Genomic DNA, 23,939 nt, shown 5'->3' with positions numbered 1-23,939 from the left:
CTCGAGAGGAACTCATTGGTGAATCTAGAGCTAGACCACTTTTTTATACTTACAGACAATCCAAAAGAAGCTGGCGATCTTTTAGTCTCTATGGGCCTAAATGAAAGCTTCAGTCGGGACCATAAGGGTCAAGGCACTTCAAATCGACGCTTTGAATTTTCCAATGGGATGATCGAAATACTATACGTGCGTGATAGTGAAGAGGCTGATAACGGTCCGGCTAGAAATCTGAGATTCCCTGAAAGGGTTCAAAAAAAGAGCGCTTCACCGTTTGGAGTAATTCTAACTCGAACAAATGATTCAAGTATGAGCACGCCATTTAGCGGTTGGAAATATCAACCCGCTTATTTTGAGCCACCACATGCACTTCATGTTGGAAATAATTCTGAAATCTTAGAAGAACCCTTATGCATTTACGTGCCTTTCATTGGCCCGGTTAGTAGAAAGGAAGAAATCGGGAAATTTAAGTTTATTAGTAATGTTCAAGTATCTGTCCCACTAGGCGACATTTCAGAAACACTACGCATAGCCCAAACGGCAGATAGACTTCAAATAGAGTGCGGCAGTGAGCATTTAGTGGTGGTGACGTTGGATAATGGCGTTATTGGTTTATCTAGAGACTTTCGCCCAGATTTGCCATTAATCATCAATTGGTAGGTGAGAAAATATAACCAACCGATGAACCGGAGCGATTAACTCGGCGCGCTTCTCGAAAAGCTCGCTGCTGGTTTTACCTGAGCCACGCGCCCGGTTCTCTCAACGTTATGTTACAAAAAGGTGTGCAAATGAAAATACCTAGAATCACAATGGTCTCTCTTGGCGTAAATAACCTAATTCAGGCAACTGAATTCTACAAACAAGTATTGAATACCTCCCCTAATACTTCATCGGATGCCATAACTTTTATCGAACTTCCTGGTGTGTGGTTGGCACTTTACCCACTGGACAAACTCGCTGCAGACATTTCTCCCGATGTCCCTACTACACGCAATGCGTTCAGCGGAATTACGTTAGCCCACAATGCTCAAAGCAAAGACGAAGTCGTTGCCATAATGGAACGCGCTAAAGCAGCTGGCGCCCAGATAGTAAAAGAAGCACAAGATACATTCTGGGGTGGTTTCAGTGGCTACTTCTCTGATCTTGATGGTTACTATTGGGAAGTTGCTTGGGGGCCGATGTTTGAATTTGACGACAATGGAAATATGAAGCTGTCAGAAAGCGTATAACCAATCATCGCGTACCGCGCCCGCTGAATTCACTCGTTAGGTCTTTGCCGAATTCACTAGGAAATTTTCACAATGGACATTCCACGGATATTCAATATTACCGAGAGCGCTCACCGCATCCACAACCCGTTCACAGCCGATAAGTTCGCCACTCTTGGTGCGGCGCTGCGTCTGGAATCGGGGGCCCGAGTGCTTGATCTCGGAAGCGGCTCCGGTGAGATGCTGTGTACTTGGGCACGCGATTATGGCGTCATTGGTACCGGTGTCGATATGAGCCAATTGTTCAGTGAGCAGGCCAGACTCCGAGCCGAAGAACTTGGCGTGGCCGAACAAGTCAAGTTCATCCATGACGATGCAGCAGGCTATGTCTCTGACGAGAAAGTCGATGTGGCGGCCTGTGTGGGCGCCACTTGGATCGCCGGGGGAGTTGCCGGCACGATTGAGCTTCTGGCACAGAGCCTGCGCACTGGCGGAATCATTCTCATCGGTGAGCCCTACTGGCGGCAGTTGCCGCCAACGGAAGAGGTTGCCAAGGGGTGTCTTGCCAACTCCATCTCTGACTTTCTCCTGCTTCCTGAATTTATCGTGTCTTTCGGTCGTCTTGGCTACGATGTCGTTGAAATGGTTCTGGCTAATCAGGATGGCTGGGATAGATACGAGGCGGCTAAATGGCTCACGATGCGTCGATGGCTTGAAGCCAATCCCGACGATGAGCTTGCGAGAGATGTCCGAGCCCAACTGACTACGGAACCGGAACGCTATGCCACTTATACGCGCGAGTATTTGGGCTGGGGCGTGTTCGCGCTGATGCCGCGGTGAAGCGCGATGACGAGTAGTTTGTGTGAGACCTGACACCCTGGGAAAACAGGGGAGTGTCCCTAGTTTTCGCGCGCCTGTCCCACTGTGTCAGCGAATGCGATACCATTGCGCGCATGGGTGGGGATGAATTCGCCATTCTACTGGCTGAGAGCCAAGGCAGTGATGAGGCCGGCCAGGTCGCGGCTCTGATTCTCAGCACACTGGCCCAGCCTTTTTTCATCGAATCTCAGGAACTGTTCATCTCCGGCAGCATCGGCATCGCCTTCTTCCCCCATGACAGCGCCAATCTCGACGAGTTGTTCACCTACGCCGATACCGCCATGTACAGCGCCAAGCACAAGGGGCGCAACAATTTCCAGTGCTACGATCACGAACTCACCCTCCATGTCACCGAGCGGTTGTCCCTTGGCGCCGCACTGCGTTATGCCTGTGCCAACCATGAACTGCAGCTTTACTACCAGCCCAAGGTTCAACTGAAGGATGGGCGGGTTGTCGGCGTGGAGGCTTTGCTGCGTTGGTGGCATCCCGTGCTGGGCATGTTGACGCCGGATCGCTTCATCTCCATTGCCGAGGAGACCGGCCTGATTGTCGAAATCGGCGAATGGGTATTGAAAACCGCCTGCCAGGCGGCGGTTGATTTCAACCGGGATGTTGCGGCCTCGTTCAAGGTTGCGGTCAACCTCTCCTGCCGGCAGTTTCTGCAGAATGATCTGGCGGCTACCATCGAGGCCATTTTGAAAACCACCGGCTGTCGGGGGGAATGGCTGGAGTGCGAGATCACCGAAAGCCTGATGATCGAGGACAACCCCCAGGTAGCGAACACTCTCGAAGCCCTGCGCGCTCTCGGCATCACCATCGCCATCGATGATTTCGGTACCGGGTATTCGGCCTTGAATTATCTCTCCCGATTTCCCATCGACGTCCTTAAAATAGACCGCTTGTTTATCAACCATATCGACACCGACCCCTGCAAGGTCGGCCTGGTCAAGGTCTTCATCGCCCTGGGAACCAACCTCGAAATGCAGATTGTGGCGGAAGGCGTGGAGACCGTATCCGAGTCGGCCTCTCTGCAAAAACTGGGTTGTGGCCTTGCCCAGGGCTATCTTTTCGGCAAGCCCCAGCCTTTCGACGTCTTGATGACAACCCTGTCGCTTTGAAAGTCCTCATCAGTCTCTGACTGCCGTCGATCCCGGAACCCGCTACGCGAAATGAAAAGAATTGGGCGCTTTGTCGACGGATATCCCTGGAACCTGCCTTTTTAACTGTTGTTAGCCGAGCTGTTTATGTATTCTTCATGAATACTTATCCTTGACTAAACCCTCTTTGCCGCCGGGAGAACAGACATGGAGCCTCTTGACAGAGACACAGCCAAGAAACTCTACAAACATTACCGCAAAAACCTGGACGGGATTCGGAATTGCCCGGAGATGGCCTCCATCTGCCTGATCTGTGAATCGATCCATATCGTTCCCGTGGAGGGCAACCCCTACAAGCGGGTCTGCCGCAACTGCGGCTTTGCTTTTTTCCGTTACAAGTGCAGCGCCTGCGGTGCCACCATCGACGGTCGCGATCCCAAAAATCCCCCCTGTGAGACCTGCGGCTTAAGGGTCTGCACCTGTGGGGCCTGCGATTGCCCGACGTAGCCTGAACCGACCGATTCCCTGTAGTGAGTAACAACGGCTGAAACAGCCTCTGGTAAGAAACCGTAAAAGGAAACTTTCATGACTGATAAAGATCCCCGTTGCGCCAGCTGCCCCTATGAATCTTCCGACCGGATCTGTCGGAACAAAGATGGCAAGGCTCCGGCATTCTGCCCGACTTTGAATATGCCCGATCTGGCGCAGGAGAGCCTGAAGCAATACAACGATGACCCGGCTATCAGCAACTTCGCCAAACAAGCCTCCATCCAGGAAGCGGACGGATACATCAATCGCGAGCTTGGTCATGCAGCCGTCCGGGGTTCAAAAACCCGTATCGAAGAGATCATGGAGTTTGCCGCCAAGATGGGCTACAAACGCCTCGGCCTGGCCTTTTGCATGGGGTTGAGAAAAGAGGCCCAGGTGGTGGAGAAGCTCCTATCCTCCCGAGGTTTCGAGGTGGTTTCGGCCATCTGCAAGGTCGGCGGGATCTCCAAAGAGTGCATCGGTCTGAGCAAAGAACAACAGGTCGATCCCAAGGGTGCCGAGATCATGTGCAATCCCATTATGCAAGCCATGATTTTGAACGAGGGCAAAACCGATTTCAACGTGTTGTTGGGGCTGTGCGTGGGACATGATTCCCTGTTCTTGAAATACGCCGAAGCCCCCTGCACCGTGCTGGCCGTCAAAGACCGTGTGCTCGGCCACAATCCCCTTGCGGCCATCTACAATGTGGATAGCTATTACCGATCTCTGAAGTAATACAGGAATCGGGATTCATGGTCTGATATCCATACATGGAAGGGAGTTGAGAGACTCGTATAAACATTAGAATATTTGACAAACTGTTGTATTTGTAGGTATTTATGAAGTGCCTTTTGTTTTTCTGCGGCTAAGGGACATGCCGGGGCACCATCATACCGACAGCAGATAACTAGAGCCGCTCAGCTGAAACAAAATCGCTGGGCGGCTTTTTTTGTTTTTTCAGAAGTCGGTAGTTTGGTGGATGTGGCTTGATTAGGATACGGGTAGTGGTTTTGGGGCCCTACTGTAATTAGAGTACGCTTACTAAAAGCACATGGAAAATACCAGGGGCAATTTTCCACTTTTACCCCTTTAATAATGCAATAAGTGGAAAATTTTGCCTGCTATAAGGGTGTTATGCTGGAAAGTTTTCCACTTAACCACAATGTTATGCTTCCAAATGAAATGGGGTCTTTACGATGAGTAGAGAATATTTATTAATGATAGCTATCTTTGTTGTTGGCACAGGTTCTATCTGGGGATTTTTCAAAACGAAAACAGAGGGCTTTGGCCGTTTTACCACCAGCACACTACTAATCCTTCTTGTTTTAACCATTTCCAGTCTTCTTTATGCTACGGGAAAATTGCAAGGTGACGTTATGGCCAATGTCCTTTTCGCAGTATTTGGTTTCGCAGGAGGTTTATTTACAAGCAAAAATGACAACTAACAATTATATAAACATTAAGTTGAAACTTTAAATCCAGATCCCGACGTGTATCTCCCCAATGCAGGTCGAGAAAAATGAGGACAATATGTCATTCTTGAAAAAAATCTGTGTAATATTCATTCTTATTATGTCAACAAGCAGCATAGTAAACGCTGAAAACTTAACAAATGAGGAGGCTACTAAAATAGCAATTCAGCATTACAGAAATCTAGAAAATGAATCAACTCAGGTAATGATGAAAATTATTCAGCTTAACGACAAGGAATATATATACAATAAACTAAAAACTGCAGAAACAAGAGCAGAGCTAGACGCTGTATTCTCAAGTCTCGAAAAAGATTTTGAAGAAGCAAATGGTGAGCTCTTATTACTAAGTGAAAAAATGTACTTTGTTAAAATACGTGCATTCGCAGCTGGTATCGACCTAAATAAATAATATTAATTTTATCTATAAAAAAGCATATTAATTCAATCAACCGGACGGGGAATTGCAGCGCAGATATTCGAATACTTTGGTGGTACACGCAAGTTCGCGTCGCCGCCGGTTATCAAAACCGTTATGGTTTACGAAAATTGAGGTAATCATATGAGAGATGCGATTATTGCTGGCATATTGTCGGGCTTGCTATCTCCATTAGTGCTTTCTTGGTTGCAACACAAGATAATATGGAAATCACAAAAAAGAGCAGAAATCAAAATGAAGATTTTTGAGGATGCGCTGACTGCTCTAGGTTCACTTGAGACAGATGCCTTGGATGCTGGCCTTCAATCAAGCAAAAAAGAGTATAAAGGCCTAACGCGAATTGTTGAGTTCAGGCCAGAGACCATTGTCTTAAAAGAACGCGCCCGCGGAATGGTTCGAGCCTTTTTCTCACAAGAGACATTCAATAAAGTTGATGAAGCAATGAGAGCACCTATCTCAATTGAAAATACCCCGAATGTAGAATTCGAAGAGTATCGAACACTTGCAATCGCAGCCATGGCAACTGAATTAGGTATAAAAAACTAATTTAAGAGGCATGCCATAACAAAAAAGTCAACCGGACTGTTGATATAGGGGCAATTCACGAAAACTTTTTTAGTATTTTGAGTCATATCGATGCAGCCGGTTACAAAAATCGTTAGCTGGGGTATTATTTGAATGGGCGAGCTCGTAAAAAAATACAATTCAAGAGTACTCTTGGGAGTGATGTTAATACTATCAGGTTCTTACTATAAAAAAACCGGATGGAGTCTACAATATAATCAGCCCGTTTTTAAATGGGTCGGCTGGTTCTGGATTGCTTGTGGTGTTTTTGTTTTAGTCTATGAATTTTACACATTCATGAAAACAAAATACGGTAATTAGAAAAACAATATGTATAAAGCCTTTTACTCAATTTGGAAAATAACATTATATCTATCAAGCCAGATGGGTCATGTGTTTGTGGCTATGGCGACATCAGAACCCCACGAAGAGTGTAACCCATATGCCCGTACCGTACCCGGGACGGCTGCTAACCACACGCTGCACTCGGACGGGGTAGAGAGCGGCGGTTCCCGTTTAGGTCTCTACGAGGCCGGAACGTCCCGTCGCCGCCGGTGACCTTTACGTTGTGCAGCAAGACTATGAGCATCCAAGAAATTATTGATTTTTTGATTAACGGTCATGACGTTAATGCTCAATTGATAGCGTTTGAGCAACTCAAGGCGTCCGCTACCGAAGAGGATTTGCAGCTTTTGTTGCAGACCATCAAGTCTGAATCGTGCGGTTTCTGGGTGCGGGAGCTTTTATCAGAGCCAATTATTGACCTTGCGGGCGCGAAAGCCCTTCCGGATTTATTGGCAGCATTACAGAAAAACTACGAAGAGGGGCATGACAACGATAGCTTTACCGCTGTTTTGATGGACCTGGCCGAAAGTGACCCGATTGGCGTCAAAGAACAACTGGTCAAAATGGCAAAAACCGCTTCACTTTCTGAACTTAAAGAGATCAATTGGCTTCTTGAGCACTGCCAGTAGGGTTGCACAACCAGTCGCTGCACTCGGACGGGTTAGACAGGGGCGGTTCTCGTTTAGTTCTCTACTGGGCCGGCCCGTTTCGACGCCGCCGGTGACCTCAATCGTTAGGGTGCATAGATGCGATTTTGCAAACTTGTCACTACAGTGTTTATTTGGGTCGCCATCCCCCTTGCCGGCTGTAGTGCTATTTATCGCGATGTATCTTCCGTTTCCCCCTATAAAGAACGTATTGGTCAAGTGTGTGAGGTAGTCACACCTATTAGGGCCCACGGATACACGTTTAAGCTGGGGCGCAATAAGGAGACTGACGCGATCTCCATATGGAACCCAGGCTTCAGCGGTCCTGAGGTGACATTTGTTCTCTCAATTCAGCCTGGTACCAAAATCACTCTTCTTGAGGCCCGCGAGTGTGTTAACTGCCCGTTTGACAGATACCCTGAGTATCTGGTTCAGGTCAGCCCTGAGCCACAACAATTCAGCGGTAAACCGGCATATTTGCGCGACACCTCGCTCACTCCCAGGTACCTTCGGTGCGCGAGTGGCGCTAATTTACCCTAACCATCGAGTCCAGCGGACGGAAAACCTGCGGCTGTTTTCGTTTGGGTCAGTGCGGCGCCACTGTCCGCGCGCCGTCCGCTGACCCAAGTCGTTGTGTGTAAAAGAAATCATGATCTACATAATTGAAGAAGGTGAAAATGGACCATTAAAAATTGGATTTGCCGCCGACATCGAAGGAAGAATAAAGACATTACAAGTGGGCAACTCTCAAGAGCTAAATCTTGTCATGTCTTTTGAAGGTAGTTCTGATTTAGAAAATAAAATACACAAAAACCTTTCAAGGCACAGAATTAGGTCTAATGGCGAATGGTTTTATAATAATGCTGCTGTCTGGGAATATCTCAAAACCCTATCAACAGTTGAGCCTGATACTGAGTTTATAGGCCAGACTGAATATCTCGTATTAAAAAGAGAAGCTGTAGATTCAAAGGCAGAGAATTGTCCATTCTGTGGTATTCGCCATACTCATGGAATTGGAGATGGACATAGGGTGGCACATTGTTCAACTAACAACAACGTATTTATCAGAAAATCGGATGGTAAATGCTTTGAACAGAAAAAAGGTTATATCATAAAAACAATAAAATAAATCACACAACCAGGCGTTTGAAGGGACGCGCGTGATCGCGCGCCCCTCAACTTACCGTTATGTTTTTTGCGAAGGAGGTTTGATGAGCGATAGCTATTATGATGTTGCCCAAATCTGCATTAACGGGCATGTGATTAACTCGATGGCAAAGGATTATCCGCAGTCAAATCAGAAGTACTGTTCTGACTGTGGGGAAGAAACAATAACTGCTTGTCCGTCGTGCGGGAGCAACATACGTGGTCATTACCATGTGCCAGGAGTTATCAGTTTTTCCAACTTTCACGCCCCTTCATACTGCTTCAACTGCGGAAGCCCTTATCCGTGGACCGCAATTCGTCTTGAAGCAGCGGCCGAATTAGCAGATGAGTTGGACGGATTGACGACTGATGAAAAAGAAAAATTGAAATCAAGCCTTCCCGATCTTGTTAAGGATGGGCCAAAAACGGTGGTGGCCGAAACGCGCTTCAAGAAGATCATCAAGAAAGCCGGGGCTGACGCCTACGAGGGTATGAAAACGATTCTGGTCGATGTCGTAAGTGAAACAGTAAAGAAGTCAATGTTCGGGGCATGACATAACCAGGCTCTTGCAGCGGATCGCAAAAGGCCGCGCCCGCTGAAGAGCAACGTTAGGCAGAAATTCTGAAAGGACCGTCCCATGGCGGAAGACCAACAACCGCAATCGAATGGCGCTAATAGCTTAACGCACATAGTCGGTAAAATGTGGCGGCTTTCTGCTTCAAATGACGAGCTATTCGCATTGTTAGTTCCAATTTCATTTGTGTTTCTACTTATCTTAGCCCTTTTGGGGAAAGCTGCCGAAATGGGAATTTTTGCCGGTTTTTCAGCTGTTTGCATGGCATTCCTGAAACTTGAAAGATTTTCAGAGTTTAGTGGAATCGGTTTTTCCGCAAAGCTTCGCGATACGGTCCGAAAGGTTGAAGCCATGGAGGTTAAAGAAACAGAGGTCGACCCAGAGGATCTATCCAATCAACCAGTTAGTGAATTCTCCTGGGTTCGTATTTCTGAGATAGAAAGAAGTGCTTTACAGGCTATTGAAGACAGTCCTTTTACTTTTAGAACTGCGACTGGACTTGCGCAAAATCTGGGCATTTCGGTTTCCTCCGTTCGCCAACTCATGGCGGGCTTAGAAGATAAAGATATGGTGGCTCAAATAGTTACGTCACGCAGGACGACTGCTTGGAACATCACAGCCCTAGGGCGTACCTACCTCGCAAGCAGTCCAAGTTGATGGATTCGCCTAACAATGTAATTAACGCGGACGGAAAATAGCTCTGCAAATATTTGAATATTGCGGTGGTACTCGCAAGTTCGCGTCGCCTCCGGTTATCCAAGCCGTTAGGCATCGGGAGAAGTCATGAGTTTTGAACCAGCCGTAGTAAGTGCTGTCACTGCCTTGGTTGCAGTTATAGTTGGACCGTTAGTAAGCATCTTTGTTGCCAAAAATCAGATCAATGCCTCTGTTGTATCAGCAAATCGGCAAACTTGGATTAATCGGCTTCGTGATGAATTGGCAACGTTGGTTGGTATTGTTCATCATTTACCAAACGCCCACGCTAACGGATCAGTTTCCACAAACGAAGCTATCGCAGAATACGGAAGATTTGCAGAGAAATTCCAAGTAATAAAGCTCCTCATCAACCCCAATGAAGCAGACCATCAAGAGATAATTCGTTTAATTAAAATCGCAGATAAAAAACTAATTGAATCAATTAACAAGAAGCAGGCCAGCGCGTCTGAGTTTGAGACAGTAGGTCAGCGTATTGTTGATCAATCTCAGATTGTTCTAAAAAGAGAGTGGGAGCGTGTTAAAAACGGCAAGTAAATATGCCTAACAATAAAATCAAGCCGACGGGTGACAGCGCTGCGGGTTTCGTAAAGCTTTCTACAATCTCGAATTGTCTCTGCGCCGCGGCTTATCAAAACCGTTGAGGCTGTAGGAAAACCCAAAAACGTGTTAGAATGCGAAAAAATTCATGAAATGCTAAAGGGGTTTTTCTCATGGCTCGTTTCAAACCCTACGACTACAAGCAAACCGTTATGTTGCCGGTGGATTTCGAACAGCAGATCCTGCCCGGCACCTTCGAGTATTCCCTGCACTACCTGGTCGACAACGAACTCGACCTGAGTATTTTCAACAGTAAATTCAACAACGACGAAGCCGGCCGTCCCGCCTACGATCCGGCCATTCTGCTGAAGATTGTGCTGCTGGCCTATTCGCGCGGGGTTACTAGCAGTCGCAAGATCGAAGCACTGTGCCGTGAAAACGTGATCTTTATGGCCCTGTCCGCCGACAGCCGTCCGCATTTCACCACCATTGCCGACTTCATCTCCGGGTCTGCCAAACAGATTGCCGATCTGTTTCATCAGGTGCTGATGGTTTGCGATGCCCTGGGGCTGATTGGTCATGAGATGTTCGCCGTCGACGGTTGCAAGATGCCATCGAACGCCTCCAAGGAGTGGAGCGGCACCCACGACGATTTGAAAAAGAAAGCCAAGAAGATCGACCGGGCCGTACGCTTTCTGCTCAACAAGCACCGCGAAGAAGATAAAAAGGGGCCGCCCGATCCGACCATGCGGCAGCGGGAGGAAAAGCAGAAAGAGACTCTGACCAAGGCCAGTCGTAAGATCAAGAAGTTCCTGACCGAAAACAAAAAACGCCAGGGTCGTCGCGGCAAGGAAGTGAAAAGCAACATCACCGACAACGACAGCGCCAAGATGAAGACCAGCCACGGCGTGCTTCAGGGCTACACTGGCGTCGCCGCGGTCGATGCCGAGCATCAGGTGGTGGTGCATGCCGAAGCCTTCGGTACGGGACAGGAGCATGGGTTGCTCGAACCGATGCTTGAGGGCATCCGCAAGGCCTTCAACGGTAACTATCATAACTGTGGTGACGAGATTCTTAGCGAGGCCAAAATCCTGGCCGATAGTGGTTTTCATAGCGGACAGACTCTGGAGCATCTGGAAGCAGAAGGCATAGACGGCTATATCGCCGATCCTGGTTTTCGCTCCCGCGATCCCCGTTTCAAGACCGCGTCACGTCACAAGCCCCAAGACTCCGGTGCGTCAAAGAGCCACCCAAAAAAACGCTTCAGCGTCAGCGACTTTCAGGTCGATCTTGCCAACAAGACCTGCGCCTGTCCGGCCGGTAACCCTCTGTGGCTCAAGTGCGCCAAAGCCAAGATCGGCGAGCGTTTATTCATGCAATTCATGGGCTATCAGGCTGATTGTGATCGCTGTGCAAAGCGGAGCCAATGCTTGCGAGACATCCGCCAAAAAGGAGCCCGCCAGGTCAACGTGCTGCTGGAGACGCTATCGAGTCCCAAGATCGGCATCATCGAGCGGATGAAACAGAAGATCGATTCCGTGTTCGGTCGCCACATTTACGGGCAACGCCTGGGCATCGTCGAACCTGTCTTTGGCAATCTGCGCGAAACGCTTGGGCTGCGACGGTTTTCCCTGCGTGGTCGCACCAAAGTCGATGGGCAATGGAAATTGATGACAATGCTCCACAATATCGGCAAGATTCATCGGTATGGATGGACTTTGTAGGGTAAAAGCGGGAAATCCGGGTCTAGATGGAGTAAAAGCTTCTTCTTTGTACGGTTTGTGGAGTCGTTTTAGAGAGAATAAGGCGAAGGAAACCGAAGAGAACTTAAAATAGGAATCGGGGCCGAGAAGAATAGATTGACGGAAAACAGGTTCAGTCAAAATGGTTTTTCTACAGGCTCGTTAGGCGTTCGAGAGGAGACTACGTGGGTACGGAAATCACGCTTGATTGTGGCGGGGCATCAGTCACTTACAGCAAGAATCATCGTGGAATTGATCACGGGTCTCTTTTTCAGGAGAAAGACCGGAAGCAATAAAAAGCGATCAACTTAACTACGATTGGTACAAAGAAGAGGGGGAGGATCCGACACCTTCTGAGATGGCATTTACTCGCCCACTCAAGGACATCGTCCCGCGTCTAGAACTCCTAGGTTTTAATCTGGAACGTGTTCGCCGTGAGTATGAGTTCGTTGCACAAGACTGGTTGGAGGAGAGGCGGTCACTTCAAGAAGACGATGATGAGCCTACTCCTGAGCTGATGAACTTTGATGAGTTTCGAGAGTTTGCCAGCGCGCACCCGCTCGCGGAGCTCGATGACACCTTCATATCGGGTTTTGACGAAGCAAGCGAAAGGAAGATTCTAGGGCGATTCATCGGATTTCAGCTTGAGCGGATTCCCCTTTACCAATCTTATGATATCCAAGCCTATTCTGAGCGAAGCTTTTTCACCGCTTTGGTGGATATCCTTCACCCATATTCGCTTCTGCGCCTCTTCGCAGAAGCAAAGGCGAATAAGGAGGCCTCCGTAGATTGGCAATATGGGCCTTTGGTGCAAGCGGGGTGGGCAACAGAGAGTGAGTTCATGCCTAATGCTCGGCGAACGGAGACATTCCTCATGAAGTAGGGGACGCCCATGCGATTATGCGTTCCTAAAAAACTAAGTAGAAACACTCCCGAATAGCGCTAATTTCCCTCATCCGTGGTATTCGCTTGCCAGCCAATGATAAAAACTATGAGGATCGGTAAACACTTTATCGGGATTTTCACTTTTTAGGTCAGCGGGATGCTCGGCTCCCCATAGAGCGCCAAGGCTGGCTACTTTGTAGGATGAACTCTTGGCAGCGAGGATATCCGATTTGTTGTCGCCTATGAAAAAGTGTGATCCCGCTTGGGCATTCAAAGACTCTACGGCAAAGTTGATACTATCGGGTGCCGGTTTTTTGTGGGCAACCATGTCTCCACCGACGACAAAATCGATGAGATGCCCCCATTCGAGATCGTAAGCCATATTCGCTCTTTTCAAGGTGCGGGTTGTGACAATGCCGATTTTCATGTACTTGTCATGCTTGAGAAACTCTAAAACTTCTCGGATTCCTTCGTAGGGTTTGACATACTTCGCATGATTTTTTATGTACCAATCTTCATAAAATGAAAACATTGCATCAATCTTGCGGCTGCTGTATTTATTTGCACGTTTGGCAAATCTTGTAAAAATCAAATTTATATCCAATCCCCACAAGTCAATATATTCTTCTTTCGCTACGTTTATACCGAGAAATTCTTTGATGACATGAGGTATGCCTTCAAAAAGCAAATCGCTGGTATCAATGAGTGTCCCGTCAAGATCAAACATCGCCAGATTTTCCATGAATATTACCTTGTTTTTAAGGAGGATTGGGCAAAATGCAATTTTGGCTGTGTCGGGAATTGCACCTGGGAAAAAATTGTTACCCATCATTGATGGGGTATTAAGCTGCTTTAGAGTCAACTCCTTTTTATGTTCCGGCGAGTTAACCTTTTGTTGGATTAATGTAAAACGCCCCTGCGATTATGCGTTTCTAAAAAATCAAATAGGGACACTTCCGAATAGTGCTGGTTTTCTAAAACAGATTGCGTTACACGCGTCCGCTCATCACAACCGTTATGCTTTTGTAGGAGAAGAAAATGGGCGGAATAAGAAAAATCCACAAGGAAATGACTGTCGATAAATCTATTCTTGAAGCTAAGGAAATCGTTTTGTCAAAGCTTCAGCTCCTTAAAGGGAATATTATAAAGTCAGAAAACGATCATATAGAGTGCGGCTTTGGGTCTCTTTTGAAATCAAGATTTCTGGGTGAATTTTTTGTCTCAAAAACCACTCTTCCCAAAAAAGCCGACATTAACTTTACCGATATCGGCAATGGCAACACATTGGTTACCTTAGAAGTTATAGAGACAGATACATATGTTGTAAAAATCGGGATAGTTAAAAAATATGAGGAAGCATTGGAAGAATTATCGGAATCCATAATGTCATGTTTGGAATAGCTGGGGACAACTATGGATTGAAACAAACACAAGGGGCCAATAATTTGCCACGGCAAACTATTGGCCCCTGTGCAGTTGATCCGCATGCACAAAAAATGTGATTAATCCCTTCTGTTTTGTTTGTGCCTGTTACTGTTTGAGAAGAGGGGCTGGTTTCAACATCACCGGCGCAGGATCCAGCACCTCTGTCCGTTTATTATTACGTTCATCGGTTTCCGTAAAGTTGGACAGCGAATCGATCACCGCGGATACCCGGGTTTTCTTTTTGACGGTATAACCGCAGGTATAGGAGGCCGTGCCTCCGGGACGGCGCAGTTTCCGGTCCGGGTCAATAGCGGCCAGCGTCGCTCCGCCCCAGGGCTTGCCGTTGATTTTCAGACTCAGGGAACAGGCGTTTTTCTTTGTGGCCTTCCAGAACATCGGATCTAGGCGGTCGGTTCCGGTATTCTCCACGGTGACGACAATATGGTTCTCTGCGTCCAGGGCCAGTGCGCTGACGGCAAGGTCATTGTTTCTCCCCTGGCCCGGGTCGAGAACCTTGGTCAGCTCATTGTTGTCCTTGCTTCTTTCTCTGACTCCCCCGGAGATGCGGGCGGTCAGGCGGGTCTTTTTGCTGACCCGATAATTCATCACAAAACTGACAGGTTCCCCAACCTTGCGTAATTTTTTCTCCGGGTCAAAAATTTTGAGTCCCGCTCCTCCCCAGAATTTACCATCAACAAGCAGTCCCAGGGTCTCCGCTGCCCTGCCCTCCACCTTCCAGGCTTTTGCAGGAACACCTTCCCTGCCGCTGTTGACCAGGGTGATCACCACGTTGTTTTTCTTGTCGAGGGTCATGTCGGTAATCCGCAGGTCCGGGTATTTGCCGAAAGGGGTGTTCCTGTTTTTTGCCGCCTCTTCCCTGGAACCGGGGTAGCTGAGCTGATAATCCCCCTTGAAGGTGCCGTCGGTAAAATTTGAGATCATCAACTCATATTTGCCGTTGAGCCTTTCCAGCTCGGGGTCGTCGATAAAGTACTCCAAGCGCGCTTTTTTCTGGTCACCGAAACGCATATTTTTCAGCATAAAACTTTTGTTAATTTTTCCGGGCTTTGAATGATTCTTGTATTCAGGATCCAAAAGAAGAAAACGGAAGGGACCGTTCATCACTCCAGTGATTTTCCCCTTCCCGAGGCGGGAAACGTCCATGGCCAGACTGATCCTCCCCGTGTATTTGAGATCCAGGGGGATAACAACGGAATAAGGGTTGTTTTTGCTGACTCTGGGATGAAGGGTCAGAGGTTTAACGACGGTCACTGTATGCCCCTCTGTTGCATAGGTTCCAGCGGCGGAGAAGACAAACAACAACAGAAGCATGAGAACAATTCTCGGGCGCATAAATTCCCCCTTTTTTGGAAAAGATATTTAACGACTTCCCTGCATAATATTCGTGAAAAATATGTCACAAAAAAATGACGAGAAAATTGGGGGCTGATTTGATCCGTGTTGCAACATGCCCCCTGCAATGTCATATGCGGGCAGTTTATTTCCCCCTCTTTTATGTGCTTACCCGCAACAAATCATTACAGATCTATCATATTTTAGAATTTTCTACAAATGCCTGCGGGGCGCGTACTTATCCGTTAATGGCCTATGAAATATCCGCAGCAAGTCAAGGAAAGCGAACATTTAAAAGGTTTTTTGTCTGATTATTAGTTTTGTAATGACCTGCATCGATTCCTATTGTTTCTGAATGGTATTTTGATGAAATATTTTCAGAGGGCGGCTAGTTTCTTGACCAAAGGGCGGGGGTATAGATTGATATATCGTGCAACACAACTTTTTGAAAATTGTCAGAAGTCTCAAAGAAAACAGGGGGGAGTGTTACCAAATACCCCCCTGCCGTGGTTACAATGGCACTCTAAATCATCGGAAGTTGGGGTTTTTTTAGAAAAAAATATTCAAAACGGGGTATAATGATCCTACGTAACTGTATGGTTTGCCGTTTTAGTAAACCAAAAACTTTCCACCTGAGGCAGGAAGACGAGGAAGGAGATATGGTTATGAAACGCGTTAAAGTCCTGTTTGGATTGCTGGTAGCCGCTCTCATTCTGGCCGGTTGCGCGACAACCGGAACCAATATGCATGATGGAATGGTAAAATGCCCGATGTGCGGCCATGAGTTCAATATGCCGAACGATCCCGAGCCCTGATAGAGGATAAATTTCAAAAAGAAAAATGGCGGTCTTGCGCTGCCGCAGATGATAATAAAGTCCTCGCCTCCGGGCGGGGACTTTGTGTTTTGTTGGAGCAGTCTGTTAAATTCCTTTCTTATGCTTTGGCTTTTGCCTAGAATGGCTCGCATAGCCAGTTCCTGGCTACCCGCACCACATAACCTGGCGTGACAATCATCGCTCGACGACCTTTTTCGGTGATGAAGGTCGCCGGGCAGATCTGACGCAACTCGACAAATACCCTGCACGGTATTCTCTGTTTGGGATGACCAAGCGGGCAGAGAACTATCCTTGGTCCGGTGCCAAGCTCCATATTTAAATCCTGGATATCAAATGAAAACAAGCCACTTGTAAGGGGGCAAAAACGGTTGCGCCTTACAGCTGCGGCGTTAGCTTTGAAAAAGGAGAAGATGTCGGAATGAAGAGTATCATGATCTTTTTGAGCCTGGCGGTTTTGCTGTTTTCCGGTTGCAAATACGAATCTCCGTTGACCGAAGAGCACAGCATCGCTATCGACTCTGCTGTACTTGGTTGGTGGGAGCGAATTCCGAAAGAGGGAGAGAAGGCAACGCAGGATGATCGTATGGTAATTCTCAAGTATTCGGACACCGAATACCTGGTTTCCTTCCCTACCGGAAATAACGGAACGTATTTTCGGGCCTATCCCATCAAAATCGGGGGGGTAAATTGTGTGCAACTTCAGGTCATTGGGGATAATGATGGCTCACCAGCCCCATATGACTTGCGTTTTAATGTTGTATCGTATCAACTTGCGGGGGATAAACTGAAAATCGAAAATATCAATGAAGAGCTTGTTGATGATAATCTGAAAACAACATATGAACTGAGGGCATCATTCCTGAAACACAAGGACAACAAAGAGCTTTTCAATAACGCTTCAGTATACAGGAGAATAGAGGAAGACTCTTGAGAAAACAGGGGCAGGTCACATGCCTGCGATCTAAAAAAGGGGGCCTTTTCAGGCCCCCTTTTTATCGTCTTCCGAATCATTTTTTTTCTCCTCCCGAACCGGGAGGCTGCAACTGTCAGACATTCAGGTTTGCACACCGAATTTGGGCAGAACCCAGCGGTTGAGCACGAACCAGATAACGATAATCCCGATAAGCCAGAGAATTTCCACTGAGACCTCCTATATATGATTTTATAAATATATAGGAAATGCCATCTAAGGGCAAGCGGTCCGCTGAAAAAGATTCACAAAACCACCTTCACCCGCGCAAATCCTCCCCCTTCGGTACGCAGATTGGTCACCTGACCGCGATACAGGCGGGCACCGATGCCAACCACCCGGTCGCGGTAAACAAACAACCGCAGATCGGTTTTCATCGGTTTCTCGTCGGCCGCCGCCGGAGTCAGAGAAGGCGCAACCAGTTGCTGTACCAGGGTGGTGGCGGTATCGAGCTCATTGAAGCGTTTGCGCGAGATCTTTTCGCCGACCAGCACTCCGCGACTGCCGAACCGGTCGACGGGTTTGAATACCCACCCGCGCCGCTCTTTCCAGATGACATCCGGATCCTGGGTCTGCAGCAGACGGCTGACCGGTACGCCCTGTTGCAACAGGGCGATATCTCCCTCCTCGACGCCGAGTTCGGCAAGGGCCGCAGGGTCGGACCACAGCACCATGCGCCGCTTGTCGCCCAGCAATCCGTAAACGAAGGGGTTGGGGGTCAGACAGACCCGGCCGGCCAGGTAGGCGGCGCGAATGCCGGCCATGGCGGGCTCTTCCAGATAAAAATCGCAATGCCGGTTATAGATCAGATCGACTTCAGCGCCGTCAAGTGTCACACGCTCGGCATCGGCCTGCAGGCGCTGGGGATCGACCACCTGCGCATCGACGCCCCAGTCGCGAAACAAATCGGCAAAGACCTCCATTTCATGATAGAGGAATTGCTCCTGGGGGGCCTCGTCGATAATGGCGATATGCCGGGGTCGATCCTGACGCCCCTGGGAGAAGGCTTGCATCTCCTGTGCAAAGGGTCCGAGAAAAGCTTTTTTGAGTTTATCGCTCATGCCTTTTCGGGCCGAAGCTTCATCTGCATGATGCGCCAGATAGGACAGCAACGCGCCGCCGGCATTGGTGTTGACCTCGATAAGGCGTGGACCCTCCTCGGTCAGATGAAAATCGTACCCCATCATGACCGCGTTATGTCCCGGATCGAAACGCGCCGCTTCCGGCAGTTGCGGCAACACGGCCTGACGATAGGCGGCCTGTGTGCTGAGGCGATACAGGGCGCGCACCGTACGTATCATGGTGCGCAGATCGCGGCGTGGCAGGTTAACGACCAGTTCGCTGATGGCTTCTCGGTAAAGGGACATGAAATGTAATCCGTTTCAATATTATGGTTCAGGGGGAATGAAGCATACCCCTAAATGATGATCAATAATTCGAATATGTGCTGTTAACCAATATCGGCGCTGCAGAATGAGTCAAAACGAAATGCCCGTTCAGCCGGTTTTGGATGTTAAGGGCTGAACGGCTCAAAACGGGGACCTGTCACCTGCAATTTGCCACCAACGCCTTCCGCATCCGTTCCAGCGCCTGCTGCAACACCACCCTCGGACAACCGAAATTGAGCCGCACAAACCCCGGCGCGCCGAATTCCCGTCCATCGGACAGACCCACGCCGGCCTGTTCGAAGAACCCGGCCGGGTCTTCGAGACCGGTGCTACGCGCATCGATCCAGGTCAGATAGGTCGCTTCGCCGCGAGTGACTTGCAATCCCGGCATGGCGGCCACGGCGTCAAGTACCAGATTTCGATTGTCACGCAGATAATCGAGCAACGCCGCATGCCAGTCGCCGCTGTCGCGATAAGCGGCCAGAGCGCCGACATAACCGAAAAGATTCACATAGGGCACGATCCCGGCCATGGCGCGCTGAAAGCGGCCCCGCAATCCGGCGTCGGGGATAATGGCGAAGGCGCAGTTCAGGCCCGGCAGGTTAAAGGTTTTGCTCGGCGCCATCAGGGTGATGGTACGGGCTGCCACGTCGGCATCGAGAGACGCCGTGGGGATATGCTCGATGCCCGGTTCCAGTACCAGATCGCAATGGATTTCATCGGAGCAGAGCACCAGATTGTGGCGCTGGCAGAAATCGGCCAGCTGTTCCAGTTCCTTCCGGGTGAAAACCCGGCCGGTGGGGTTCTGCGGGCTGCACAGCAACAGCAGACGGGCAGCCGGAGTCACAGCCTTTTCCATGGCGTCGAAATCGATGAGCCACTGCGCACCCTCCTGCACCATGGGGATAGTCACCAGGGTACGTTCCGACAATCCCGGCGCGGACAGAAACGGCGGATAGATGGGGGTCATGGTCAGCACTTCGCTGCCTGTACCGCCCACCGCCCGGCAGGCGACATTGATCCCGACCACCAACCCCGGCAACCAGACCAGCGTTTCGGCCTCCACCCGCCAGTGGTAGCGCTGCCACAGCCGTTCCCGGATGACCTCGACCAGTTCGGTCGGGGCATGGGTATAGCCGAAGATGCCGTGGGCGGCACGCTGCTGCAGGGCGTCGAGTACCGCCGGCGGCGCGCTAAAATCCATATCCGCCACCCACAGCGGAAGCACATCCCGTCCGGCATAACGATCCCATTTGAGGGAGCCGGTGCCGTGCCGATCCGAAATCCTGTCGAAATCAAACATGGTCGGTATCCTTCGGCGACTGGCCGTAGGTTGCAAATTTGGCCAGCACCCGTTCCATCTCCTGGTCCGGGAGGATCACCGGCTCACCCACCGCTTTGGTCTGGTAGTAGATACGCGCCACCAGCTCGATCTCCTCGGCGGTGTTAAAGGCCCGCCCGATGTCGCTGCCGACGGCGACCAGACCATGGTTGGCGAGCAGGACGGCATTGTAGGCGCCGATGCCTTTGGCGACGTTTTGGGCCAGCTCGTCAGTGCCGAAGGTGGCGTAGGGAGCCACCGGCACCTTGTAGCCGGAGAAACCGACCAGATAGTGCACCGCCGGAATTTCCCAGCCGAGGCAGGCCATGGTGGTGGCATATACCGAGTGGGTATGGACCACGGCGTTTACATCCTGTCGCTCACGGTACAGCGCCAGATGGAAACCGAGTTCGCTGGAAGGCTTATATTTTCCTTCGAGTACCTGTCCGTTCAGGTCGGTAATGACCACGTCTTCCGGCTTCATGTCGAAATATTCGATACCGCTGGGACTGATGGCAACACGGCCGCTGGTTCGGTCGCAGATACTCAGGTTGCCGCCCGCGCCGGTGGTCAGCTGCGAAGTGAGCATCTTGCGTCCGTATTTGAGGATGGCTTCGCGTTGTTTATCGATAGTCATGGTATGTATCCTTGAGGGCAGGGGTTCAGGCCAGGAAATTTTTCAAACCGGTAAAGAAAATCTGTGCCGCAATGGCCGATACGAACAGGCCGGTCAACTTGGTCAGAATGGTCAGCCCCTGCTGTCCCACCAATCGCTCCAGGCGGCCGGCCATGCTCAACAACAGGCCGACGGTGGCGATGGCGGCCAGCATGGCGCCGGCCGTAACCAGCCGTGCCGTCAGGCTTTTGGGTTCCGCGGCCATGACCAGCAAAGCACCGATGGTCCCCGGCCCCACGGCGATGGGAATGGCCAGCGGCACCACGGCCACATCCTCGCCGGGTGTCGGCGGTGTCACGGCTGTCGGGCCGCGCACCATGTTGACGGCCGAAAGGAACAGCACGGCGCCGGCGCCAATGCGAAAGGCATCGAGAGTGATGCCGAACAGGGCAAAGATATGTCTGCCGAACAGGTAGATGACGAACACCGACAGGATGATGGCCACCGTCACCTTGCCCGCGGCTTTCTGGCGTTCGGTGGAGCTGAAACCGCGGGTTAGGGACAAAAATGCCGACATCACGAAAAACGGCGTGAGGATGACAAACAACTTGAGATAGATGTTAAGAAACATGGGCACTCTTCGATGTCAGGTTGTGAACGAAACCGGGGCGGTTCGGGTCAGTTGCCAGTGTAACACCTGAACTTGAAAGTTAGCACCAATCTTCATTCAATGGAACCCTGGGAGGGTCTCACCCTCACGGCGTAGCGGCCGCGGTAACGTACTTTTTCTTCCCCATCCTGGAAAATGACGGCGTTCAAGGCCAGTTTGGCGCGGCCCCGATTCTGCAAAGACCCTTTAAACGCCTGCATGGCCTCTTCCTCCGGAACCGGGACCTCTACATAAAAATCCCCGTTAACCGGCAGCAGGTAGCGGATATCGCTTTCAAAGACCGCAGCCTCGCAGGCTTGTGCCGTTATTTTTTCGGCCAGCAGGGTGGCCGCCGCCCAAGCGGCAAAGGTGGCCAGCGTGGCCAGGGATCCGGCAAAGCCGGTGCCTTTGTCGTTGATGTTGGGAGCCAGGGGGGCGTCCATGCGCAACACCTGTCCGTCCCAGGCGGTGATGCGAAGCCCCATATGACGGGTCATCGGGATCTGACGATAGAACCGCTCGTTGAGTTGTTGTGCTGTTTCATCAATCATGCTGCGCTCCTTCCTCCGGCCGGGGCGAGGTTTTTCGGACCCGGTGACCATGCGGCGGCCATCGCTCCGTCCTGCAGAAACAGTAAGGGGCCAGGTCATTTTGACCTGCCCCCGGTCATGGCGATGGTTATCAAGAGCTTTTGGCCCGATGTCGGGTATGCCCTGATACGCCTGAAGGTTCTTTTTTCTAGTCTTTTGCTCCCGGACATGTCAAGCCTTTATCCGGCACAAACACATGCTCGAAAACGCCCCGGTTCCGGGGAGAATTACCAGGCAGTTCGCAGGGGCTGCAAATATATTGCTGTAATGAGAAAAGGGCTATGTTAGACTTTGTTCCATCGTTGCACAAATCGTGTCCGACAGCTTTCTTGGGAAAATATCCGGCCAGACCAGGCCCGATGGCTTCCGGGAGTCCCGTATGCCCAACCTCGGTTTTTTCACCCTGTTGCTGCACGATGCCCTGCTGTTGCTGGCCGTCATCAATCCTCTCGGCAACATCCCGGTCTACCGCGACCTGACCTCGGGGATGGATTTCTCCAAGCGCCGCGCCATGATTCAGCTCGGTGTCGGTACCGCCGCAGCCATGATCATCGGTTTTGCCCTGCTCGGCGACTGGAGTCTGAAAAATCTGTTTGAAGTGACCCTCGACGAATTCCGTATTGCCGGTGGAATTTTACTGTTTATCGTGGCGGTGCGCGGCGTTATGACCGGGTCTTTGAGTTACAACCTGTTGTCCGATGATTTCCGTACCCGCGCCATTTTTCCTCTGGCTTTTCCGATTATCGTCGGCCCGGGCACTTTGGCCGTGACCATTATACTGGCCCAGAATCGACCGCCGCTCCACATGCTGGCCGTATCCTCCGTCAGCTGCATCATCGTTTACCTGATTGCCAGCAGTGCCCACTCCCTGATGCGGGTTATCGGCGGATATGCCGCCATGATCATTCCCCGGTTACTGTATATTTTTCTGGCGGCCAAAGCCGTGGCGCTGATCATGCACGGTCTGACGGGGTATGTGCAGGGACTTCTCAAAGGTGTCGCCTGACCCTTGCCAGGTCTGTAGGACACCGGCAATATTTTATGATACTCAGATTTTTCAACGCTGCCGCATGTAAGCGGGGCGTGTCATAAACGGAGATCGAACTCATGACGCGATGGACGCTGGTGCTGATTGTTTTGTTAAGCCTGTTTCCCGTGGCGACTACGGCCTACGCCATCGAATCGGGCGGCAGGCCGGTACAGGTATTCGTCAGCGTACTGCCGCTTAAGTATTTTGTCGAACGGGTCGGCGGGGCCCACGTCATCACTGAAGTTATGGTTGGTCCCGGCCAAAGCCCGGCCACCTATGAGCCGGCCCCGAGACAGATGAGCCGGCTGGGGCAGGCGGATCTCTATTTTCGGGTGGGAGTTCCTTTCGAGCGGGTCTGGATGCCGCGGCTCGTCGATCTCAACCAACGCATGCGCATTGTCGATCTGCGCGATGGCGTTGATGTGCGCCGCCTCGAACAACATCATCATGACGATGACCATGATACAAAGGGTGCTGCCGTTACGCATCGTGACAACCACCGGGACCCCCATATCTGGACCAGCCCGATAGCGGCCCGCATCATTGCCGAGCACATCCGTGCCGCGCTGACAGCCTTCGACCCGTCCCATGCCCGAGATTACCAGGCCGGCTACGCATCGCTGGCGGCCGATCTGACGCGTCTCGATAGCGAACTGCACAACCGGCTGGACCGGGTTGCGCACCGTAAATTCCTGGTTTTTCATCCGTCCTGGGGGTATTTTGCCGATGCCTACGGATTGCAGCAGATCGCCATCGAAGCGGAGGGTAAAGAGCCCGGACCTCGGGCGTTGGCCGGCATTATCGCCATGGCCAGGAAGAAAAATATTCGCGTGATTTTTGTCCAGCAGCAGTTCAGTCGTGCCACCGCCACCACCGTGGCCCGTGCCATCGGCGGTAAGGTGGTGGCCATCGATCCGCTGGCGGAAAACTATATCGAAAACCTGCGTAAGGCTGCCGATGCCTTCTTTACCGTTCTGGAAAAATGA

The 23,939-nt window shown here is 50.5% G+C and carries 28 protein-coding genes and 1 pseudogene; 22 read left to right on the top strand and 7 right to left on the bottom strand.

The genetic code is table 11. The annotated features are described in order from the left end of the window. Nucleotides 1–18 precede the first annotated feature (18 nt). The 16 genes and pseudogenes from PCAR_RS16470 to PCAR_RS16395 all read left to right on the top strand — a co-directional run bounded on the left by PCAR_RS16470 (nucleotide 19) and on the right by PCAR_RS16395 (nucleotide 12,773). Nucleotides 19–657 carry a hypothetical protein gene (locus PCAR_RS16470; protein ID WP_148204373.1) on the top strand — a complete coding sequence of 213 codons (639 nt, stop codon included), beginning with the start codon at nucleotides 19–21 and terminating at the stop codon, nucleotides 655–657. A 128-nt stretch (nucleotides 658–785) separates the two neighbouring features. Then, on the top strand, nucleotides 786–1,226 hold the full coding sequence (locus PCAR_RS16465; protein WP_011342841.1) for a VOC family protein: 441 nt from the start codon (nucleotides 786–788) through the stop codon (nucleotides 1,224–1,226). A gap of 72 nt (nucleotides 1,227–1,298) precedes the next feature. Beyond that, nucleotides 1,299–2,045 carry an SAM-dependent methyltransferase gene (locus PCAR_RS16460; protein WP_011342840.1) on the top strand — a complete coding sequence of 249 codons (747 nt, stop codon included), beginning with the start codon at nucleotides 1,299–1,301 and terminating at the stop codon, nucleotides 2,043–2,045. Between the two features lie 53 nt (nucleotides 2,046–2,098). Next, on the top strand, nucleotides 2,099–3,202 hold the full coding sequence (locus PCAR_RS16455; protein WP_011342839.1) for a putative bifunctional diguanylate cyclase/phosphodiesterase: 1,104 nt from the start codon (nucleotides 2,099–2,101) through the stop codon (nucleotides 3,200–3,202). Nucleotides 3,203–3,388: 186 nt separating this feature from the next. Then, complete coding sequence (locus PCAR_RS16450; protein ID WP_011342838.1) at nucleotides 3,389–3,688, top strand: hypothetical protein; 300 nt, start codon at nucleotides 3,389–3,391, stop codon at nucleotides 3,686–3,688. Nucleotides 3,689–3,766: 78 nt separating this feature from the next. Then, nucleotides 3,767–4,444, top strand: coding sequence for a DUF1847 domain-containing protein (locus PCAR_RS16445; RefSeq protein WP_011342837.1), 678 nt, complete (start codon nucleotides 3,767–3,769; stop codon nucleotides 4,442–4,444). A gap of 461 nt (nucleotides 4,445–4,905) precedes the next feature. Next, nucleotides 4,906–5,154, top strand: coding sequence for a hypothetical protein (locus PCAR_RS16440; protein WP_011342836.1), 249 nt, complete (start codon nucleotides 4,906–4,908; stop codon nucleotides 5,152–5,154). 85 nt (nucleotides 5,155–5,239) lie between these two features. Next, on the top strand, nucleotides 5,240–5,590 hold the full coding sequence (locus tag PCAR_RS16435) for a hypothetical protein (RefSeq protein WP_011342835.1): 351 nt from the start codon (nucleotides 5,240–5,242) through the stop codon (nucleotides 5,588–5,590). A gap of 150 nt (nucleotides 5,591–5,740) precedes the next feature. Then, nucleotides 5,741–6,163, top strand: a complete 423-nt coding sequence (locus PCAR_RS16430) for a hypothetical protein (RefSeq protein WP_011342834.1) — start codon at nucleotides 5,741–5,743, stop codon at nucleotides 6,161–6,163. Between the two features lie 599 nt (nucleotides 6,164–6,762). Next, nucleotides 6,763–7,155, top strand: coding sequence for a hypothetical protein (locus tag PCAR_RS16425; protein WP_011342832.1), 393 nt, complete (start codon nucleotides 6,763–6,765; stop codon nucleotides 7,153–7,155). A 667-nt stretch (nucleotides 7,156–7,822) separates the two neighbouring features. Beyond that, entirely contained in the window at nucleotides 7,823–8,302 is a 480-nt protein-coding gene (locus PCAR_RS16420; RefSeq protein WP_011342830.1) for a GIY-YIG nuclease family protein, read from the top strand. A gap of 82 nt (nucleotides 8,303–8,384) precedes the next feature. Further along, nucleotides 8,385–8,873: a DUF2321 domain-containing protein gene (locus PCAR_RS16415; RefSeq protein WP_011342829.1), complete on the top strand. Its 489-nt coding sequence runs from the start codon at nucleotides 8,385–8,387 to the stop codon at nucleotides 8,871–8,873. Nucleotides 8,874–8,957: 84 nt separating this feature from the next. After that, nucleotides 8,958–9,551, top strand: a complete 594-nt coding sequence (locus PCAR_RS16410; protein WP_011342828.1) for a hypothetical protein — start codon at nucleotides 8,958–8,960, stop codon at nucleotides 9,549–9,551. A 126-nt stretch (nucleotides 9,552–9,677) separates the two neighbouring features. Next, nucleotides 9,678–10,145 carry a hypothetical protein gene (locus PCAR_RS16405; protein ID WP_011342827.1) on the top strand — a complete coding sequence of 156 codons (468 nt, stop codon included), beginning with the start codon at nucleotides 9,678–9,680 and terminating at the stop codon, nucleotides 10,143–10,145. Between the two features lie 176 nt (nucleotides 10,146–10,321). After that, nucleotides 10,322–11,872, top strand: coding sequence for a transposase (locus PCAR_RS16400; RefSeq protein ID WP_011341110.1), 1,551 nt, complete (start codon nucleotides 10,322–10,324; stop codon nucleotides 11,870–11,872). Nucleotides 11,873–12,075: 203 nt separating this feature from the next. Then, nucleotides 12,076–12,773, top strand: a pseudogene (locus PCAR_RS16395) (HEPN/Toprim-associated domain-containing protein). Nucleotides 12,774–12,842: 69 nt separating this feature from the next. Here PCAR_RS16395 and PCAR_RS16390 read toward each other — a convergent pair. Beyond that, nucleotides 12,843–13,517, bottom strand: a complete 675-nt coding sequence (locus PCAR_RS16390; protein WP_011342826.1) for an HAD family hydrolase — start codon at nucleotides 13,515–13,517, stop codon at nucleotides 12,843–12,845. Here PCAR_RS16390 and PCAR_RS18855 point away from each other — a divergent pair. Together PCAR_RS18855 and PCAR_RS16385 are read left to right on the top strand one after the other, a co-directional pair. Next, nucleotides 13,516–13,857, top strand: coding sequence for a hypothetical protein (locus tag PCAR_RS18855; RefSeq protein WP_158447438.1), 342 nt, complete (start codon nucleotides 13,516–13,518; stop codon nucleotides 13,855–13,857). The two genes, PCAR_RS16390 and PCAR_RS18855, sit on opposite strands and share 2 nt — an antisense overlap. After that, nucleotides 13,814–14,176, top strand: coding sequence for a hypothetical protein (locus tag PCAR_RS16385; protein WP_011342825.1), 363 nt, complete (start codon nucleotides 13,814–13,816; stop codon nucleotides 14,174–14,176). The genes PCAR_RS18855 and PCAR_RS16385 overlap by 44 nt, the downstream gene beginning before the upstream one ends. Nucleotides 14,177–14,305: 129 nt before the next feature. On the opposite strand, the gene PCAR_RS16380 is transcribed toward PCAR_RS16385, so the two are convergent. After that, nucleotides 14,306–15,553 (bottom strand): hypothetical protein, encoded by a 1,248-nt coding sequence (locus PCAR_RS16380; RefSeq protein ID WP_011342824.1) that lies wholly within the window; start codon nucleotides 15,551–15,553, stop codon nucleotides 14,306–14,308. 665 nt (nucleotides 15,554–16,218) lie between these two features. On the opposite strand from PCAR_RS16380, the gene PCAR_RS18850 reads away from it, so the two are divergent. Together PCAR_RS18850 and PCAR_RS16375 are read left to right on the top strand one after the other, a co-directional pair. After that, nucleotides 16,219–16,368, top strand: coding sequence for a hypothetical protein (locus tag PCAR_RS18850; protein WP_158447437.1), 150 nt, complete (start codon nucleotides 16,219–16,221; stop codon nucleotides 16,366–16,368). Nucleotides 16,369–16,807: 439 nt separating this feature from the next. Next, on the top strand, nucleotides 16,808–17,320 hold the full coding sequence (locus PCAR_RS16375) for a hypothetical protein (RefSeq protein WP_011342821.1): 513 nt from the start codon (nucleotides 16,808–16,810) through the stop codon (nucleotides 17,318–17,320). Between the two features lie 284 nt (nucleotides 17,321–17,604). Here PCAR_RS16375 and PCAR_RS16370 read toward each other — a convergent pair whose 3' ends face one another. The 5 genes from PCAR_RS16370 to PCAR_RS16350 form a co-directional block, all read right to left on the bottom strand. Beyond that, nucleotides 17,605–18,726: a hypothetical protein gene (locus PCAR_RS16370; protein ID WP_011342820.1), complete on the bottom strand. Its 1,122-nt coding sequence runs from the start codon at nucleotides 18,724–18,726 to the stop codon at nucleotides 17,605–17,607. A 178-nt stretch (nucleotides 18,727–18,904) separates the two neighbouring features. Continuing rightward, nucleotides 18,905–20,050: a MalY/PatB family protein gene (locus PCAR_RS16365; protein ID WP_011342819.1), complete on the bottom strand. Its 1,146-nt coding sequence runs from the start codon at nucleotides 20,048–20,050 to the stop codon at nucleotides 18,905–18,907. Continuing rightward, nucleotides 20,043–20,705 carry an L-fuculose-phosphate aldolase gene (locus tag PCAR_RS16360; protein ID WP_011342818.1) on the bottom strand — a complete coding sequence of 221 codons (663 nt, stop codon included), beginning with the start codon at nucleotides 20,703–20,705 and terminating at the stop codon, nucleotides 20,043–20,045. Before PCAR_RS16360 ends, PCAR_RS16365 begins: the two co-directional genes overlap by 8 nt. Nucleotides 20,706–20,730: 25 nt before the next feature. Next, nucleotides 20,731–21,315: a MarC family protein gene (locus PCAR_RS16355; protein ID WP_011342817.1), complete on the bottom strand. Its 585-nt coding sequence runs from the start codon at nucleotides 21,313–21,315 to the stop codon at nucleotides 20,731–20,733. Nucleotides 21,316–21,407: 92 nt separating this feature from the next. Then, entirely contained in the window at nucleotides 21,408–21,884 is a 477-nt protein-coding gene (locus tag PCAR_RS16350) for a YiiD C-terminal domain-containing protein (RefSeq protein WP_011342816.1), read from the bottom strand. A 418-nt stretch (nucleotides 21,885–22,302) separates the two neighbouring features. Between PCAR_RS16350 and PCAR_RS16345 the strand changes: the two genes are divergently transcribed. Both PCAR_RS16345 and PCAR_RS16340 read left to right on the top strand, forming a co-directional pair. Continuing rightward, nucleotides 22,303–22,929, top strand: a complete 627-nt coding sequence (locus PCAR_RS16345; protein WP_011342815.1) for a MarC family protein — start codon at nucleotides 22,303–22,305, stop codon at nucleotides 22,927–22,929. Between the two features lie 101 nt (nucleotides 22,930–23,030). Then, nucleotides 23,031–23,939, top strand: coding sequence for a metal ABC transporter solute-binding protein, Zn/Mn family (locus PCAR_RS16340; RefSeq protein WP_011342814.1), 909 nt, complete (start codon nucleotides 23,031–23,033; stop codon nucleotides 23,937–23,939).

This window comes from Syntrophotalea carbinolica DSM 2380, assembly GCF_000012885.1.
Lineage (GTDB): Bacteria > Desulfobacterota > Desulfuromonadia > Desulfuromonadales > Syntrophotaleaceae > Syntrophotalea > Syntrophotalea carbinolica.
The sequence above is the reverse complement of the archived record's forward strand: the minus strand, read 5'-3'. Positions and strand labels throughout refer to the sequence as shown.